This window comes from Cupriavidus sp. 2SB (genome assembly GCF_005503625.1).
Lineage (GTDB): Bacteria > Pseudomonadota > Gammaproteobacteria > Burkholderiales > Burkholderiaceae > Cupriavidus.
Genome location: NZ_SCMX01000012.1, coordinates 100,905 through 115,836 on the forward strand (window position 1 = coordinate 100,905; position 14,932 = coordinate 115,836).

15 protein-coding genes and 1 pseudogene are annotated in these 14,932 nt (G+C 60.9%); 9 read left to right on the plus strand and 7 right to left on the minus strand.

Annotation, left to right across the window (positions count from 1 at the left end; genetic code table 11):
- The 4 genes from FFS21_RS08470 to FFS21_RS08485 all read left to right on the plus strand — a co-directional run bounded on the left by FFS21_RS08470 (nt 1) and on the right by FFS21_RS08485 (nt 3,311).
- Entirely contained in the window at nt 1-570 is a 570-nt protein-coding gene (locus tag FFS21_RS08470) for an NADPH-dependent FMN reductase (RefSeq protein ID WP_137924380.1), read from the plus strand.
- A gap of 66 nt (nt 571-636) precedes the next feature.
- Nucleotides 637-1,608, plus strand: a complete 972-nt coding sequence (locus FFS21_RS08475; protein WP_137924381.1) for a Bug family tripartite tricarboxylate transporter substrate binding protein — start codon at nt 637-639, stop codon at nt 1,606-1,608.
- A 24-nt stretch (nt 1,609-1,632) separates the two neighbouring features.
- Nucleotides 1,633-2,070 (plus strand): nuclear transport factor 2 family protein, encoded by a 438-nt coding sequence (locus FFS21_RS08480; protein ID WP_137924382.1) that lies wholly within the window; start codon nt 1,633-1,635, stop codon nt 2,068-2,070.
- A 149-nt stretch (nt 2,071-2,219) separates the two neighbouring features.
- Nucleotides 2,220-3,311, plus strand: coding sequence for a porin (locus FFS21_RS08485; protein WP_137924383.1), 1,092 nt, complete (start codon nt 2,220-2,222; stop codon nt 3,309-3,311).
- Between the two features lie 472 nt (nt 3,312-3,783).
- Here the strand turns inward: FFS21_RS08485 and FFS21_RS08490 are convergent, their stop codons facing one another.
- Entirely contained in the window at nt 3,784-4,374 is a 591-nt protein-coding gene (locus FFS21_RS08490) for a DUF1294 domain-containing protein (RefSeq protein ID WP_137924384.1), read from the minus strand.
- Between the two features lie 321 nt (nt 4,375-4,695).
- Here FFS21_RS08490 and FFS21_RS08495 point away from each other — a divergent pair.
- Nucleotides 4,696-6,085: pseudogene (locus tag FFS21_RS08495) on the plus strand (FAD-binding oxidoreductase).
- Nucleotides 6,086-6,169: 84 nt separating this feature from the next.
- On the opposite strand, the gene FFS21_RS08500 reads toward FFS21_RS08495, so the two are convergent.
- Nucleotides 6,170-7,669 (minus strand): MltF family protein, encoded by a 1,500-nt coding sequence (locus FFS21_RS08500; RefSeq protein WP_137924396.1) that lies wholly within the window; start codon nt 7,667-7,669, stop codon nt 6,170-6,172.
- 192 nt (nt 7,670-7,861) lie between these two features.
- Here FFS21_RS08500 and FFS21_RS08505 point away from each other — a divergent pair, with 192 nt between their 5' ends.
- Together FFS21_RS08505 and FFS21_RS08510 are read left to right on the plus strand one after the other, a co-directional pair.
- Nucleotides 7,862-8,539, plus strand: coding sequence for a VIT1/CCC1 transporter family protein (locus FFS21_RS08505; protein WP_137924385.1), 678 nt, complete (start codon nt 7,862-7,864; stop codon nt 8,537-8,539).
- A 1-nt stretch (nt 8,540) separates the two neighbouring features.
- Nucleotides 8,541-9,179: a hypothetical protein gene (locus FFS21_RS08510; protein ID WP_137924386.1), complete on the plus strand. Its 639-nt coding sequence runs from the start codon at nt 8,541-8,543 to the stop codon at nt 9,177-9,179.
- Between the two features lie 267 nt (nt 9,180-9,446).
- On the opposite strand, the gene FFS21_RS08515 is transcribed toward FFS21_RS08510, so the two are convergent.
- From FFS21_RS08515 to FFS21_RS08525, 3 genes are all read right to left on the minus strand, one after another.
- Nucleotides 9,447-9,905, minus strand: a complete 459-nt coding sequence (locus FFS21_RS08515; protein WP_137924387.1) for a DUF2846 domain-containing protein — start codon at nt 9,903-9,905, stop codon at nt 9,447-9,449.
- Nucleotides 9,902-10,285 (minus strand): hypothetical protein, encoded by a 384-nt coding sequence (locus tag FFS21_RS08520; RefSeq protein WP_137924388.1) that lies wholly within the window; start codon nt 10,283-10,285, stop codon nt 9,902-9,904. The genes FFS21_RS08515 and FFS21_RS08520 overlap by 4 nt, the downstream gene beginning before the upstream one ends.
- 474 nt (nt 10,286-10,759) lie before the next feature.
- Nucleotides 10,760-11,761: a Bug family tripartite tricarboxylate transporter substrate binding protein gene (locus FFS21_RS08525; protein WP_137924389.1), complete on the minus strand. Its 1,002-nt coding sequence runs from the start codon at nt 11,759-11,761 to the stop codon at nt 10,760-10,762.
- A 134-nt stretch (nt 11,762-11,895) separates the two neighbouring features.
- Between FFS21_RS08525 and FFS21_RS08530 the strand changes: the two genes are divergently transcribed.
- On the plus strand, nt 11,896-12,246 hold the full coding sequence (locus FFS21_RS08530; RefSeq protein ID WP_137924390.1) for a glyoxalase superfamily protein: 351 nt from the start codon (nt 11,896-11,898) through the stop codon (nt 12,244-12,246).
- Between the two features lie 11 nt (nt 12,247-12,257).
- Here FFS21_RS08530 and FFS21_RS08535 read toward each other — a convergent pair whose 3' ends face one another.
- Nucleotides 12,258-13,058, minus strand: coding sequence for an SDR family NAD(P)-dependent oxidoreductase (locus FFS21_RS08535; RefSeq protein WP_137924391.1), 801 nt, complete (start codon nt 13,056-13,058; stop codon nt 12,258-12,260).
- A 77-nt stretch (nt 13,059-13,135) separates the two neighbouring features.
- On the opposite strand from FFS21_RS08535, the gene FFS21_RS08540 reads away from it, so the two are divergent.
- Complete coding sequence (locus FFS21_RS08540; RefSeq protein WP_137924392.1) at nt 13,136-13,729, plus strand: TetR/AcrR family transcriptional regulator; 594 nt, start codon at nt 13,136-13,138, stop codon at nt 13,727-13,729.
- Between the two features lie 8 nt (nt 13,730-13,737).
- Here the strand turns inward: FFS21_RS08540 and FFS21_RS08545 are convergent, their stop codons facing one another.
- Nucleotides 13,738-14,844: an autotransporter family protein gene (locus FFS21_RS08545; protein ID WP_171020352.1), complete on the minus strand. Its 1,107-nt coding sequence runs from the start codon at nt 14,842-14,844 to the stop codon at nt 13,738-13,740.
- Between the last annotated feature and the right edge of the window lie 88 nt (nt 14,845-14,932).

Sequence of the window (14,932 nt, forward strand, 5' to 3'; positions counted from 1 at the left end):
ATGGCCGAACGGCTTCAAGTCAAGCTGCTAGTCGGTAGCCTGCGCGAATCCTCGATCAATCGCCGCCTTGCAACGGCGTTGATGAACCTGCTCGCGCCGGACATGGACTGTGCCATCGTGGAAATCGGAGCCCTTCCACACTACAACGAGGACGATGAATCGCGGGCAGACCCTGACGTACTGACGTTCCGAAGCGCTTGCAGTGCGGCCGACGCGTTCATCTTCGTCACGCCGGAGTACAACCGGTCAATCCCTGGCGTTCTTAAGAACGCCATCGATTACGGTTCCCGACCCAAGGACAACAGTGTCTGGAAGGGGTTGCCCTGCGCGGTCATCGGTGCGTCTCCAGGTGTACTCGGAACGTGCATGGCCCAGCAGCATCTGCGAAACATTCTTGCCGCGTTGGATATGGCAGTGATGGCCCATCAGGAAGCCTATATACATGCCAGGCCAGGACTGCTCCGGGACGACGGCCTCGTAACGGACGAAGCCGTTGCGCAGTTTCTTGCACGCTGGTGCAGTTCCTTCCGCGACTGGACACATTTGATCGGCCGCAACCGGTCGCCATGACCCGCGGGCGGCCCGACAACAAGTATCAAAAACAGACAGCCGGCCCGACCGGCGCTCGGAGACCATATGAAACCCGCTATTGTTGTTCGTAAGCTCGTTGTGGCGGCGTCCCTCGCCTGTGCCAGCGCGGTAGCGCTCGCACAAGTGTGGCCTGCCAGACCTGTCAAGGTCGTGATCGGCGTGCCCGCCGGAATTGCCGCTGACGTCATTGCCAGGCTCTACTGCGAGAAGCTTTCCAAGGCACTGGGACAGCCAGTAGTCGTCGACAACAAGCCTGGAGCCACGGGCAACATCGCCCAGGACGTGGTAGCGAAAGCGCCGGGGGACGGATACACACTGTTGTACGCCGTATCGAACTCGTTCGTGAGCAACCCGTTTGCCTTCAAGAAACTACCGTTCCGCGTGGACACGGATTTCGTGCCGGTTGCTCAGACGGTGCGCAATGGCCTCTATCTGGTCACGAGCAAGGACTTTCCCGCCAAGACCGTGCCGGATCTCGCCGCACTCGTACGCGCTCATCCTGGCAAGTACAACTACGCCTCCTACGGGATCGGCGGCTTTCCGCATCTGGTGATGGAGCTTGTGCTTAACCAGGAACGCATGGACATGGTGCACGTCCCTTACAAAGGGGGCGCGCTGCAGGAGGTGGTGGGCGGCTCGGTGCCGATGGTCTGGGAGCCTGCGGCGAACGCCGTGCCATTCATCCGCGAGGGACGCGTCCAGGCACTCGCAGTGTGGGGCTATGGAAAACGCAATCCAGCGACACCAACCGTGCCGAACATCGCCGAGTTGGTTCCCGGCACGGATGTGGGGAGCTTTCAAGGATTCTGGGCACCGGCTGGTACACCACGCGATATCGTCATGCGCCTGAATCAGGAGATCACGAAGGCCAGTCGAAACCCCGACCTGATCGAGAAAATCCGGATCGCGTATGCGGAGCCGGTGACGTCGACGCCCGAAGACATGGCCGCCGAGATCAAGCGTGAATCGGTGAGGTGGGCGCAATTGATCAAGGCCAGGAACATCCGCCTCGACTAACTGCAGAACACACAGGGAGCGCTTATGGATGATGCAACGATGGCGATCATGCTGGCCGAGTGGAGCTGCACGAAGGCCATTCACAGATACGCGAAAGCGGCCGACGGTAACGACGTTGACGCGTTTCTCGACGCCTTTACCCCCGACGGGATCTGGCTGCGCCCCGATGGGCAAGCCGTAAAAGGGCATGCGGCGCTGCGCGCGTTCTATGTGGCGCGGCCGCAAAACTACTCGCGACACATCATTTCGAACATCGTGGTCGATGTAAGCGATGTGGAGCATGCTACTGCGACGTCAATAGGCGTCGTCGTAAAGGCCATGGCACCTGTCACGTTCCCCCTGACGGTGCTCCCTCAACTGCTGCTCGCCGATTACGAAGACAGCTTTCGTCGTTGCGACGATGGTCATTGGCGTATTTCGCACCGTCGCGTGACATTGCAAGCCGATACCCGGTCCTCTTGACTTAGAGGGGCGAGGCCGCGCCTCCACCTGCGTAAATCCCACCACTGAAGCACCCCATTCGCGCCACGACCCTGTCGCGTGCTCGCGACGACTGCGTTCGTCCGAACGCAGCCGATTGCAGAAAAAATTACATAAAAATGGAGGAGACCATGCAAGGTTCGAAATGGATTTTCGGCGCGCTGGCGGTTCTGCCCAGCGTCGCGTCTGCACAATCGTCGGTCACGCTCTACGGGCTGATCGATAACGGCGTCGAGTACATCAACCACGTAGGCGCGGCAAGTACTGGCGTGGTACGGATGCCCAAATTTACGGGCACGGTGCCCTCGCGCTGGGGCATGCGCGGCACGGAAGATCTCGGGAGAGGAATCAAGTCCATGTTCGTACTGGAGTCCGGATTTGCACCGGAGTCCGGAACATCTGCCCAGGGCGGACGTCTGTTTGGCCGCCAGGCGTACGTGGGCCTGAGCAGCGATCGCTGGGGCCAGCTCACGTTTGGCAGACAGTTCACGATGCAGTTCTGGGCGACGCTCGACTCCGACATCCTGACCTCGAACGTGTACGGCGGCAACGTGGTGGATTCCTATCGGGCGAACCCTCGCGCTGACAATGCTATTGGCTACCGCGGAAAGTTTGGCAACATCACCATCGCCGGTACCTACAGTCTTGGGCGTGATGTTGTCAGTGCACCTGCAGGCGCCAACTGCGCGGGCGAGAACCCTGCAGACAACCAAGCCTGCCGCGGATGGTCGGCGATGATTGCCTACGACACGAACACGTGGGGCGTTTCCACAGCCTACGAGTCGTTGCGCGGCGGCGCGGACGCCACCGGTGGGCTCACGAGCAGCGGGCTCAAGGACAACCGGCTTATCTTCGGCGCATATTCGCTGATGAACAACGTCAAGGTGGGCATAGGAGGAACGATTCGCGACAACGACGGCAGTACGACGCCGCATAGCCAGCTCTATTACGTCGGCGCAGCATATGACCTCACGCCGGCACTTAACCTCGCGGCGCAGATCTATTGGCTACGCTACAGCCATAGCCCGAACAAGGCATGGCTGGAAGCGGTGCGCGTGACCTATTCGTTCTCAAAGCGCACGTCGGCGTATGTGACAGCGGGTTTCATCGATAACCGTGGCGATCTGGCGTTGTCGGTAAGCAGCGGCGACAACACCAACACATCCCCGACGCCCGGGGGCAACCAGTTCGGGACGATGGTGGGATTGAAGCATGTGTTCTGACACACCGGGCTACGTGACGCTTTAAAAGCCTGGGGTAATTCGAAAAATTTCCACGCTTCCGTCTCTCGCGCGACCGTTTACGAACAATGAACGGACCTTTAATTTAGCCCGCCGATAGTCCGTGTTGGGTCGTTCTGCGACGGTCACAGCGTCGGACAACTTCGGCGGCCGGTCTCCCCGCCAGTAACTGGTAGCTACCAGCTATCCCTCGACGGCAGTTGCCGCGGCCAATCTGCATGCGCCCCACCCTGCATCCGGACTCGACCGCTACCGGCCAGCACCACCGCCTTACCGGAGACCCTTCAAAGACATGGCTCCGCCACAAACCGCACGCCCGTGCCGACATCTGAAAATAGCCAGCCCTACGACATTTGAGCAAAGCCTAGACATTCTGTTGTAAGGGCCAAACCAGAATGTCCGCTTCCAGCCAGATCAGAATGTCCTCTGGCAAGACCTAACGCCGTGAGACACGCTAGGCCGTCGTGAAATCAACAACTGTTTTCCACAGCACGAGCGCGCCAATGTTCAGGACCACTGTCGCCCAGAAGACCATCTGAAATGCCTGCTTCCGATTCTTATGCCGAAGCAGGTGTTGCGCAGCCAGCGCGCCTGGCCATCCTCCGCATAGTGCAACGAGATGCAGATTGGCCTCCGGAATACGCCAGGCCTTCCGATTTGCCCGGGCCTTGTCGTCAGCGTACGCGATGAAGGCGATGACACTGGCCGCCACGCTGACAATGCCGACGAATCGAGGAAGATAGCCGCCCAGTGCTCCCAGGACGATTGCGACCAACGCCATTACTCCGACTAGCGCCGGTATCCAGTTCGCCCCGGCGCCACTGCCTGACTTTGGGGCGCCCGCGATGGCGACGTTTAACGCCTGCATTCGACCATCCTTGCCTTTGGCAAGTTCGAAGCTCACGCGGTCGCCCACCTTCGGCTGAACAGCGCGCGTGCGCAGCGCAGTCACATGAAAGAACACGTCCTTGAGATCCGCGTGGATGTCGATGAAGCCATAGCCCCTGTCGGCATGCCAGGATTTGATCCGCCCTGCTCTCTTCATGTTCTTTGGCTTGGTGTTTTGGGTTGGTATTGCTGGAGGCACGCAGTGTACGCTTTTGGTGACGTGTCCCCACGTAAATCGATCGAAAGCTATATAAGTCGAAATCGCACGGTTTGTGGGTGAAAGGCCAGGCTCGCCGGCGGCGCCAAGTCTCGCGTGCGCCGCCTCACCGATGCAACCGATTGCGTCGGCCCCCACTCCCTCAGCAGGTACAACATCGCGCCGACCTTCGCGCCGGGGCGGCTTGGTGGACGCTGGCGCGTGCCTTGCATGAGTCTCTCTACTGTCAGCGATCTTCGATACAGAATTGGGGAGCCCATCATGCCCACGCTAGCCGCCGATCATGTCGACATGCTGCGCCACGCCGTGCGCGGCAAGGTGCTGTTGCCGAACGACCCTGGATACGACATCGCGCGTACCGTCTGGAATGCCACCGTCGACCGCCGGCCGGCGGTCATTGTGCAGTGCACCGGTACGGCGGACGTCATGCAGGCCGTCAATTTCGCGCGCGATCATGGCTTGTCGATTGCCGTGCGCGGCGGCGGGCACAACATCGCCGGCAGCGCCATCTGCAACGACGGGCTGGTGGTGGACCTGTCGCAGCTGCGCAGCGTCCATATCGATCCCCGGGACCGTGTGGCCTGGGTCAGCCCGGGCGCCACGCTGGGCGATTTCGACCACGAGGCGCAGGCATTGGGCCTGGCCACGCCGCTCGGCATCAATTCCACCACGGGCGTGGCCGGACTGACGCTGGGCGGTGGGTTTGGCTGGCTCACGCGGCAGTACGGCATGACCGTCGACAACCTGCTGGGCTGCGAAGTGGTCACGGCCGACGGCCAGCGCCATTGGGCCGATACCACGCACGAGCCGGAGCTGTTCTGGGCGGTGCGCGGTGGTGGCGGCAATTTTGGCGTGGTGACGCTGTTCCAGTTCCGGTTGCATCAGGTGGGCCCGATGGTCACGGCCGGGCTGATCGTGTTCCCGGCGGTGGAAGGCAAGTCGGTACTGCGCCAGTACCGTGCCTTTACGGAAACGGCGATGCCCGACAACATGAACGTCTGGGTGGTATTGCGCCGTGCACCCGCTGCCTTTCCTGCCGTCGTCGGCGCATGGCGCCAATGTGGTGGTGCTGGCCGTCTTCCACACGGGCGACGCGGCTACCGCCGACAAGGACATCGCGCCACTTCGCACGTTTGGCCAGGCCGTGGGCGAGCACGTGGGCCCGGTGCCCTACGCGGCGTGGCAGCAGGCATTCGATCCGCTGCTGACGCCGGGCGCGCGCAACTACTGGAAATCTCACAACTTCGCACGGCTCGACGACGCGGCCATCGACCTGATGACCGACTTCGCCGCGCGCGGGCCGTCGGCCAATGCCGAGATCTTCATCGGCCAGGTGGGCGGGGTGGCCAACCGCGTGTCGCCCGATGCCACGGCGTACCACCACCGCGACGCGCGATATGTGATGAATGTGCATTCGCGCTGGGACCGGACCGACGAGGATGCCGCCTGCATCGGCTGGGCGCGCGACTTTTTCAACGCGGCGGCGCCGTATGCCACGGGTGGCGTCTACGTGAATTTCATGACGGAGGACGAGACCGCGCGCGTCAACGCCGCGTATGGACACAACTTCGACCGGCTGGCCAAGGCCAAGCGCATCTACGACCCGCAAAACCTGTTCTGCACGAACCAGAACATCAAGCCGGCGCCGTGACGCGTGCCGGCACACACCGTCGCGCCATGCGTTGCCATGGATGCCTCGCATGGCCGACGACTTTCACATTTCCCACCACCGCAGTCAACGGTTGATCTGTTGGACTGCGCGTTGGCGCTGGGTCTCGGCATCCTTCAGCAGCCGATAGGATACGTAGTACTTGTAGATATTCCGTACGTAAGTTGTCGTCTCCGTTCCAATCTTTTCCGCCACGACAATCTCAACGTTGTTGAACCATACGTCGGGATTCAATCCACGCTCCGTCGCGAGCCTGCGCATTTTCGCTATGTTTCCGGGTCCCGCGTTATAGCTGGCAAACGCGAACAGCGGCCGGTCAACGTCGGAAAACCTCGCATCCTGAAAGTAGCGTGTCATGAGCTGATCCAGGTATTTGGTGCCCGCGTGGATGTTTGACTCGGCCAACCTGATGTCACCTACATTGAGTTCCTTGCCCGTTGCGGGCATCAATTGCATGATCCCGATTGCGCCAACCCGGCTCTTGGCATCCTGTTTGAGTTGGGATTCCTGAAAGCCTTGCGCAGCGAGCATTAGCGGATCGAAACTGTACTGTTGGCCATATTTCTCGAATATCGTCACGGTCTGCGCAAACCGCTTGAGTTCGGTGCTTTCTGCGTTGCTATGGATCTGCTTGATTCCCTGCATGTACTGCTTCAGACGTATCTCCGCGATGCTCTGTTTCTTGATGTAGTTGTCATAGAAGTTGCTGAGAGCCGCCTGCAACTGGGGACTTTGCTTTCGCATGGCCCAGCCAACATGGCCCCCTTCGCGCACGGAAATGCTCTCGTGGACCGTGACATTCGGCAGCATCTGCGCCCACATGCGCGCCTTCCAGTCGTCCACGACGATGATCTGCAGGAGGCCAACATTCATCATCTCCATCGCATCCTCGTCCTCCAGCGCGTCTGGCAGTAGCACGATCTTCATGGGCGGCTTGGCCGCCTGGCGGAAGCGGCCATTGAGCGCGTTCAGGCTCTCGTAATAGCTGCTGTAGCGGCGAACGTGCACCGTCTTCCCGCTCAGATCGTCGAGGTTTGAGAGTGCCGGTGACTTTGGCCCCGTCAGGACCAGCTCCCGGGAGGGCTTCCGCGCGCTGGCGGTCACGAAGTCGACCTGTTTCAGTCGCTCATCGGTGACCGTCAGATTACCGGCGGCGATATCGCCGAGGCCATCGTTGAGGGCCGGTAGCAAGCGGTCACGCGTCGTCGGGATCATCACCACGGTCACGGGACGCTTGTCTAGCCTGCTCGCGTATGTCTTGTTGATGTACCGCTCGAAGTCGCGCACGAAATCCGCAGTCAGGCCGCGCTCCTGCCCCCGGTCATTGAAGTACAACGTGCGGCTGAATGGCACGAGCACCCGAATCACGCGTCGTTCCAGCATCGCGTCGAAGTCGCCGCGCCAGGGCTTCACCGTGAGGTCCAGTTTCCTGGCAGGGTCTGCTGCAGGCGGTGCTGACGCAGGTGCGGAGGGAGGCGCGCACCATACCGTTCCGACAAGCGCGCCCGATAACCACAAAGCCACCGAGAGAAGGCCGGTCCCAAGCCACGCGCGCGCAGATTGCATCACATGCACCATTCGGTTGGAGTCCTGCCGGCCGAAATTTATTAAACGCGTTCTTATGAGAATGGCGGCACTGGCGGCGACTCATTTACAGAATAGGCCATTGGTCCAATAGATGACTGACATGCTTGGGTCTACTTTCCAGAAACACGTCAATTGTGACGGCGATTCTGCAGGCAGAGAGGGAGAACTTGCATGTCGTCTGTCAATTCGTCGCAAGAGGAGTCCGCTGAAAAGCGAGGGCCGACTCTCGATATCGTCGATCGCGTATCCGAGACGTGCTTCGGGCTCTTCATGGCGCTGACATTCGTCGGCGCAGTTTCCTCCGCTACCGCCGGCCCCGATGCCGGCCGCACCATGTTGAGCACAGCCATAGGTTGCAACCTCGCCTGGGGACTGGTCGATGCCATCATGTACCTGGTGCGGACGCTGGCAGGACGCGGCATGCTGCAGAAGCTCGTCGTCATTACCAGACGCGACGATCCTGCATCCGGCATCGATGCGATTCGAGACGCACTGCCGCCAGCCATGAATGCCCATGTTTCTGATGAGGATCTCGAACCGTTGCGGCGGCGGTTCCTCAACGGCGCGGCAGTGCCCGCGCGTCCCAGGTTGCGGAGTGGCGACTTGCTGGCAGCCTTTCGGATCTTCTGTATCGTCGTGCTGGCGACCTTCCCCGTCGCATTACCCTTTGTCATTTGGGACGACGTCACAACGGCCCTCGTCGTTTCCCGGGTTCTGACCCTGATCATGCTCTTCGCGAGTGGCGCGGCATTGGGACATTACGGCGGCATCAGCCCGTGGCGTGCCGGCCTCGGCATGATGGCGCTCGGTGTTGCCCTGACTGCGGCGGTCATCGCATTAGGGGGATGACGTGCGTGCATTGTTGGCAGGCGCTGGAATTGGCCTGGTTTTCCAGTGCGCATACGCCCAGGAAATCGACGTGGCCCAGGCGGATGCCAGCGCGCCACCGCCGGCCTGGAGCTTCTTGGCCACTGGCTTCTGGAACATGCCACGACATGAGGGTAGCTACGGCTCGGGCATCTTCACTGCCGATCATGGTTCGCTTCATCTGGAGGCACGCGTCAACTACGAAGCGATACATGCCCAATCCGCCTTTATCGGCTGGTCGTTTTCCGGTGGCGAGACCGTGCAGTACAAAATCACTCCCATCGTCGGCTTTGTCGCAGGCAGCGCGCACGGCCCCATCGTCGGCGCGGAAGCAAGCCTGGCGATCAGCAAATTCGATTACTACATCGAAGCCGAGTATCTGCCCGGCACAGGCTCCACCACGCCCTACACCTATGCCTGGAGCGAACTCGGATACCGCCCCTTGCCGTGGCTGCGCTTAGGGCTCGTTGCACAGCGCACGCGAATCTATGGAGGAGATCGCGAATTCCAGCGCGGCGGATTGCTGCAACTCACGTTCGGCAAAGTCACAGGCAGCGTCTATTGGTTCAACCCGGCATCCCAGGACCAAGTGGTCATCGCTGCCGTGAGCCTGGCGTTTTAAGGGCAAGATCCACGCCGCAAGCACAGCCAGACATGCAAGATGTGGAAAAGACCGAATCTGTTGGTAGCGGCTTTAGGTGCGTTGCTGCGAAAGGTAGAAGCAAGCCATGTTGAAGGACGTTGAACTCGTTGGCTCCGGGACCATGTCAGTCTGATACGACGATCGCGTTAGGCAGCCGACATTGCTATAGGACGTGTACGAGTCCTCGTGGATGCTGGATCGGGAGGAAAGCCACCAAGCCCCGCTCCCGAAACCCGCGCCTGTAACTTACTTGGCTGCGGTCTTGACCGGCATACCGGTATAGCTCAGCGAAGACAGTTCTTCCTTCGCTTTTTCGGGCGTCTCGAGTTCGAGCACGACACGGCCCACCATCAGGCCCATCGACGGCGAGCTACGCACGTATTTCGTTTCGCCGGCATCAAGCACGAAGCTGAGCGTCTTCTCGGTTTCCGTGGCAGCCGCGGCAACATACTTGCCAGCCGGACGATCGACGAAGAAAAAGCCACCTGGCTTGGATTCGCCAACAACTTCGTTGTTCAGACGGATTTCGGGCTGAATGGCAGCGCCGAACATCGATGCGGAGCGCATGAAGTAGACGCGCCCTTCTCCCGCCTTCACCGTCGGCATCGATGCAGCCATCTCGCTATGCTTGACTCCAGAGGCACAGCCAGCCAGCAGCGACGTAATGGCTACTGCGGCAAACATCATGCGTGCGACCCGTTTCATTGTATTTCTCCTGTTGTAATGGGAACTGCAGTGGAAAGGGGTGAGTAGCTCTGCTCACCCGGAAGGTAGAAGCCGACAAGCCGTTTGTCCTGAATGACGAGATACGCCTCGTGGACCTGCCGGCCTTCGATCGTGAACACTGTGTCTGCGGGCCGATACACGGTTCCCTGCGCCAAGCGCCCGGCCGGTTTCCAGACCGAGCTCTGCGCAAGGGTGCGCGTGTAGCCGGTATCGAGACGAACTTCCGCGTTGCTTTCAAAGCGGACGGCTCGCACGGATGCGCCATCGGCGAGCGGTTTGAGTTGCACCGGGGCGGTCTGGACCATCGGGGCACAACCCGCCAGTGCCAGCAGGGCGAGTATTAAAATTCGCATCTTCATCGATCGGCTACCGTGATGTCCTGCGACAGATCGCGCAGGTGTCTGTGAATGACATGCCGGTGAAGATAGCAAATCGCACCACTGCATAAAATGCCGTCACCTCCAACCGACGGAATTCGTATGAAAAGCGCAACGCGTGCCGAGCCTGAGCGGGCACACTCTATTTGCGAGCGCTTTCAAGCATTAATCGCCACAGGCAGGCATAGACCCGTGCCTCAAAGCCTTATGACGTCCCTCGATCTAAAGATATCCCGTCATGACGCCGATATATGTTTCTAATGAGGGCAATTCCTGGGCCGCACGCATTTTGTACTTTCTTCAGCGTCCCCTTCCGAAGCAGGGTTGGCGGTGTCGGCGAACTAGCAAACACAGGTTTGGGGATGATTTAGGCTAATCAGCCTCGGCCTGACTCCCTGCAAGAAGGCGGTCAGGCCGTACATCGGCAAGACGACTGAACGTCTCGCGTCATCTACCTCAATCGATCTTGGCCCCCGACACCTTCACGGCCTGCCCCCAGCGCTTCTGTTCGTTGACGATGGTCGCCGCAAAGGCTTCCGGCGACTGCCACGCAGGTTCGGCGCCCTGGGCCTCGAACTTGGCTTTCGTATCCGGGTCCGCCAGCACGGTACGCAGCGCACCCGACAGCTTGTCGACGATGTCCTTCGGCGTGCCTGCCGGTGCCAGCACGCCGTAGAAGCCCACTACCTCGAAGCCCTTGAGGCCGGATTCTTCCATCGTCGGCACATCGGGCAGTGCCGGCGATCGTTTGGCCGACGTCACCGCCAGCGCGCGCACCTTGCCGCCCTTGATGTATTGGGTGAATAGCGGAATGGAGTCGGCCATCATCTGCGCCTGGCCGCCCATCACGTCCGTCAGCGCCGGGGCGCTACCCTTGTAGGGAATGTGAACGATGAACGTGCCCGACGCCTGCTTGAACATTTCCGGCATCAGGTGCGAAATGCCGCCGTTGCCGCCCGATGCAAAGTTCAGCTTGCCCGGATTCGCCTTGGCATAAGCGATGAATTCCTTCAGGTTCTTCGCGGGCACGTTATTGTTGACGACCATCACCAGTGGAATCAGCGCGGTACGTGCCACCGGGGCAAAGTCCTTCGGCATGCCATACGGCAGCTTGGGATAGAGCGAATTGTTGATTGCCATCTGGCCGGTATTGGCAATCAGCAACGTATAGCCATCGGGCGCGGACTTGGCCACATTGTCCGATCCGATACTGCCGGCGGCGCCAGCCTTGTAGTCAAGCACGATCGACTGGCCGAGAATGGGCTGCAGTTTCTCTGAAAGGATGCGCGCGTGCGTATCCACCGGACCGCCTGGCGGAAAGCCCACCACCAGCCGGATCGGCTTCTCGGGCCAGGCCCCATGCGCGGCTCCTGTGGCGAACGCCAGCGGAGTCAGGGCCAGGGCTGCCAGGGTATGCACAAATCCACGGGAAACACGGCGGGCAACGGACTTTGTCATCTTCTCTCTCCAGATACGGCCACGCTCTGTGCGGCGTGGATCAGTCCGGTATTGTGACTTTTTTATGACATTCTTGTGAAGTCCCTGAGAATCAACATGAGATCCAACAAGGCCATCCAGCGAAGGAGTAGAAATTGAAAGTCAAACGTGTCGTTGCCAATGTGAAAGCCGTTGACCTGACGCGGGCTCGCGCCTTCTACCAGGATGTCCTTGGCCTTGAACTATTGATGGACCATGGGTGGATTCGCACCTACGGCTCGCCATCAGAAATGACCGTTCAAGTCAGCTTTGCATCGGAGGGCGGGTCCGGGACGCCCGTGCCGGACCTGTCGATCGAAGTGGATGATGTAGACGAGGCGCACCGGCGCATGAGCGATGCAGGCTTTCCGACTGAATATGGCCCAGCCGACGAACCATGGGGCGTGCGCCGGTTCTTCGTCCGCGATCCATTCGGAAAGCTGGTCAATATCCTGGCTCACGCGTAGCGTGCCATGCGTCAGAACACGGAGCGGATCGTGCCGCCGTCGACGCGGATCGTGGCGCCGCTCATGTAGTCGGCATAGGGGCTGGCCAGATAGGCGACTGCTGCCGCGATCTCGTCGGGACGGCCCAGACGGCCGATGTCGTTCGGGACCATGTCACGCACACAGCCACGCTCGATGTCCTCCCATGTATCGCCCCATCCGTGCTGCGGCGCGATTGTCTCCAGCAGCTCCCGGACCGCTGGCACCAGAATCGCGCCGGGCGCCACGATGTTCGATGTCACGCCGGAGTCCTTGAGATCGCGCGCCAGCGAAACGGCCAGGTTGTGTCGCGCAGCGAGCGAAGCGTTGTAGTCGGGCTGCATCGGGATCGGCTGCCCGGCGAGTCCTCCGCCGATCTGGATCACGCGGCCCCATCGGGCTTCGCGCATGGCAGGCACCAGTCGCTGAATCATGCGCACGGCGGACAAGACGTTGACGTCATAGGTCTCGATCCACTTGTCGGGCGAGGCCGTCTTCCAGTTCAGATGATGGTAGTAGCCCGCGTTGTTGACCAGGATGTCGACATGACCGCCCTCTTGCGCCGTGGCGGCCACGGCGTCGGCGCCAGCATCTGTCGCCAGGTCGCCCAAGGCGATTTCAACCAGACCACCCGCCTCCGCAATGTCTGCCGCAACGGCCTTTGCACGATCGTTGCTGCGGCCATTGACGATCACGGTCGCGCCCTCCGCCGCCAGAAACTTCGCAATCGCCTCGCCCAGTCCGGCAGTCGATCCGGTGACCAGGGCGCGCTTTCCTTTCAGTTGAAGATCCATGTGGATGATTCCTCGATGACACCAAACCTCTACGAGTGTATACTTCACAAATCAAAAAATCTACGACTGTTTGATTTATGAAGACACTCGGCAAGAAAGGGGCTGCCACGCGTCAGGCCATTCTCACGTCAGCGCGCCAGGCGTTCACGGAATCGGGCTATGACATTGGCGTACGAGATATCGCGGAGAAAGCGGGGGTGACCGCGATGCTGGTCAATCGCTATTTCGGATCGAAGGAGGAACTGTTCGAGGAAGTGGTGGACGTGGTCCTGTCGACGCCGGGCATTCTCACGGGGGATGTCATGGAGCGCGCGCCCGATGTATCGACGCTATGCCGCGAGGCTGCTGCCGCCCTGGTGGCGAAGACGGCGCCAGCCCTGACGCCGATGGATGGATTCCTGATCATGCTGCGATCCGCGAACAACAAGCAGGCCACGGACATCCTGCGCAGGAAATTCGAAACGCATTTCGCCAAACCGCTCGCCTTGCTGCTGCCGGGCAAAGACGCGGGGCAACGGGCCGCGATGTTCTTGTCCGTCATTGCCGGCTTCCAGGTCATGCGGCAAATAGTCGAACTGGCCGCGTTGACGCAGGCCGACTCCAGTCAGTTGGCAGCAAGACTGGAAGCGGTATTTGAGTTGCTCATCATGGATGGCCCGCGCAGCGCGTAGCTCCCGCCTCAGAACCTGGCGCGCAATCCAGCCATCAACTGCACGCTGTAGCTATCGCCGAAGTTGCGCAGTGGCGTGTTGACCGATGCTTCGGCATAGACCATGGTTCGGTCGTTGTTCCAGGCATAGCTGCCGCCCACGCCTGCCCCCGTCCAAAGGCGGTTGTCGCGCCGCAGGAAGGCAACGTCGGCCACATTGACGCGGGCGGCATCGAGGAACTCGTAGTTCAGGTTGAAGATTCCGTACACGTTCCGGCTGCGCGATTGCGTGGACGTCTCCTGCCAGCGGTCCTTGTGATCGATGGAAATTCCGGCGCGACCCAGCAGGCTCTTGCCGTTCTGCGAGGACACCCTGGCGCCAAAGCGGTCCGTGAAATCGTCGAAGCTGGTCTGCGACCACATCAGTTGCGCCTGCGGCGTCAACGTCAGCGCGTTGCCGATTTCGGTGCGCTTGCCCAGTTCCAGGCTGAACGCCTTACCGTCGCCGTGATTGCCACTGGCCATGCGGCCAGCCAGATCGGAATTCAGGTCACTGCGATACCACGTGAACTGTGCCTGCGCATCGGCATACACGCCATTCGCGCCATACCAGGTCATCGTGCCGCCCAGGCCGTATCCGTCCGTATTGACGCGGCCATCGCCGCTGGGGGAGCGTGCCCGCGCGTTGCCCCGGACGTAGGTGGCGGCCAGGCCGGCCACCAGCGCACCCCCATCGCGCGCCTGCCACAGCGCGTGGTCAGCCCCCGCCTGCACCCGCCAGACGTCGGTGTCCACCGCCGTGCCGCTGGTGGAATGCTTCGACGATGAGCCACGCAACTCGCCTTCGGTACGTGCCCATGCACCCGTACCGCCTGCGAGGCCGCCTTCGCTCCACTGACGGCTGCCCACGCGCTGCTGAAGCGTGGGCAAGCGCGTGATGGCCTGCAGGCTCTGCGCGTAGGCTTCGTAGGCGGGCACACCGGGTTGGTAAAGCGGCTGGACGGCAGAGACTGTCTGCGTGGTATCCGATGGCGGCTGGGACGAGGCGCTGTCGCTGGGAGCCACCTCCGCCACGGTCGAGCGCAGATACCAGTCGCCATCCGTCGGCGTACTCGTAGACCGTACCAAATTTGTCACCGTTGCGCCAGTAAATCTGTCAACTCGCCTGGCAATTTCGGTCAGTTACGCGCCATCCCTTGCTGGGCAAGCGTTTGCTGGTCGCGAA

What these genes read in the sequence shown, in the direction of transcription:
- FFS21_RS08470 (WP_137924380.1), top strand. Translation starts at nt 1, where the DNA reads ATGGCCGAACGGCTTCAAGTCAAGCTGCTAGTCGGTAGCCTGCGCGAA.
- FFS21_RS08505 (WP_137924385.1), top strand. Translation starts at nt 7,862, where the DNA reads ATGTCGTCTGTCAATTCGTCGCAAGAGGAGTCCGCTGAAAAGCGAGGG.
- FFS21_RS08480 (WP_137924382.1), top strand. Translation starts at nt 1,633, where the DNA reads ATGGATGATGCAACGATGGCGATCATGCTGGCCGAGTGGAGCTGCACG.
- FFS21_RS08515 (WP_137924387.1), bottom strand. Translation starts at nt 9,905, where the DNA reads ATGAAACGGGTCGCACGCATGATGTTTGCCGCAGTAGCCATTACGTCG.
- FFS21_RS08490 (WP_137924384.1), bottom strand. Translation starts at nt 4,374, where the DNA reads ATGAAGAGAGCAGGGCGGATCAAATCCTGGCATGCCGACAGGGGCTAT.
- FFS21_RS08500 (WP_137924396.1), bottom strand. Translation starts at nt 7,669, where the DNA reads ATGCAATCTGCGCGCGCGTGGCTTGGGACCGGCCTTCTCTCGGTGGCT.
- FFS21_RS08520 (WP_137924388.1), bottom strand. Translation starts at nt 10,285, where the DNA reads ATGAAGATGCGAATTTTAATACTCGCCCTGCTGGCACTGGCGGGTTGT.
- FFS21_RS08525 (WP_137924389.1), bottom strand. Translation starts at nt 11,761, where the DNA reads ATGACAAAGTCCGTTGCCCGCCGTGTTTCCCGTGGATTTGTGCATACC.
- FFS21_RS08540 (WP_137924392.1), top strand. Translation starts at nt 13,136, where the DNA reads ATGAAGACACTCGGCAAGAAAGGGGCTGCCACGCGTCAGGCCATTCTC.
- FFS21_RS08535 (WP_137924391.1), bottom strand. Translation starts at nt 13,058, where the DNA reads ATGGATCTTCAACTGAAAGGAAAGCGCGCCCTGGTCACCGGATCGACT.
- FFS21_RS08485 (WP_137924383.1), top strand. Translation starts at nt 2,220, where the DNA reads ATGCAAGGTTCGAAATGGATTTTCGGCGCGCTGGCGGTTCTGCCCAGC.
- FFS21_RS08475 (WP_137924381.1), top strand. Translation starts at nt 637, where the DNA reads ATGAAACCCGCTATTGTTGTTCGTAAGCTCGTTGTGGCGGCGTCCCTC.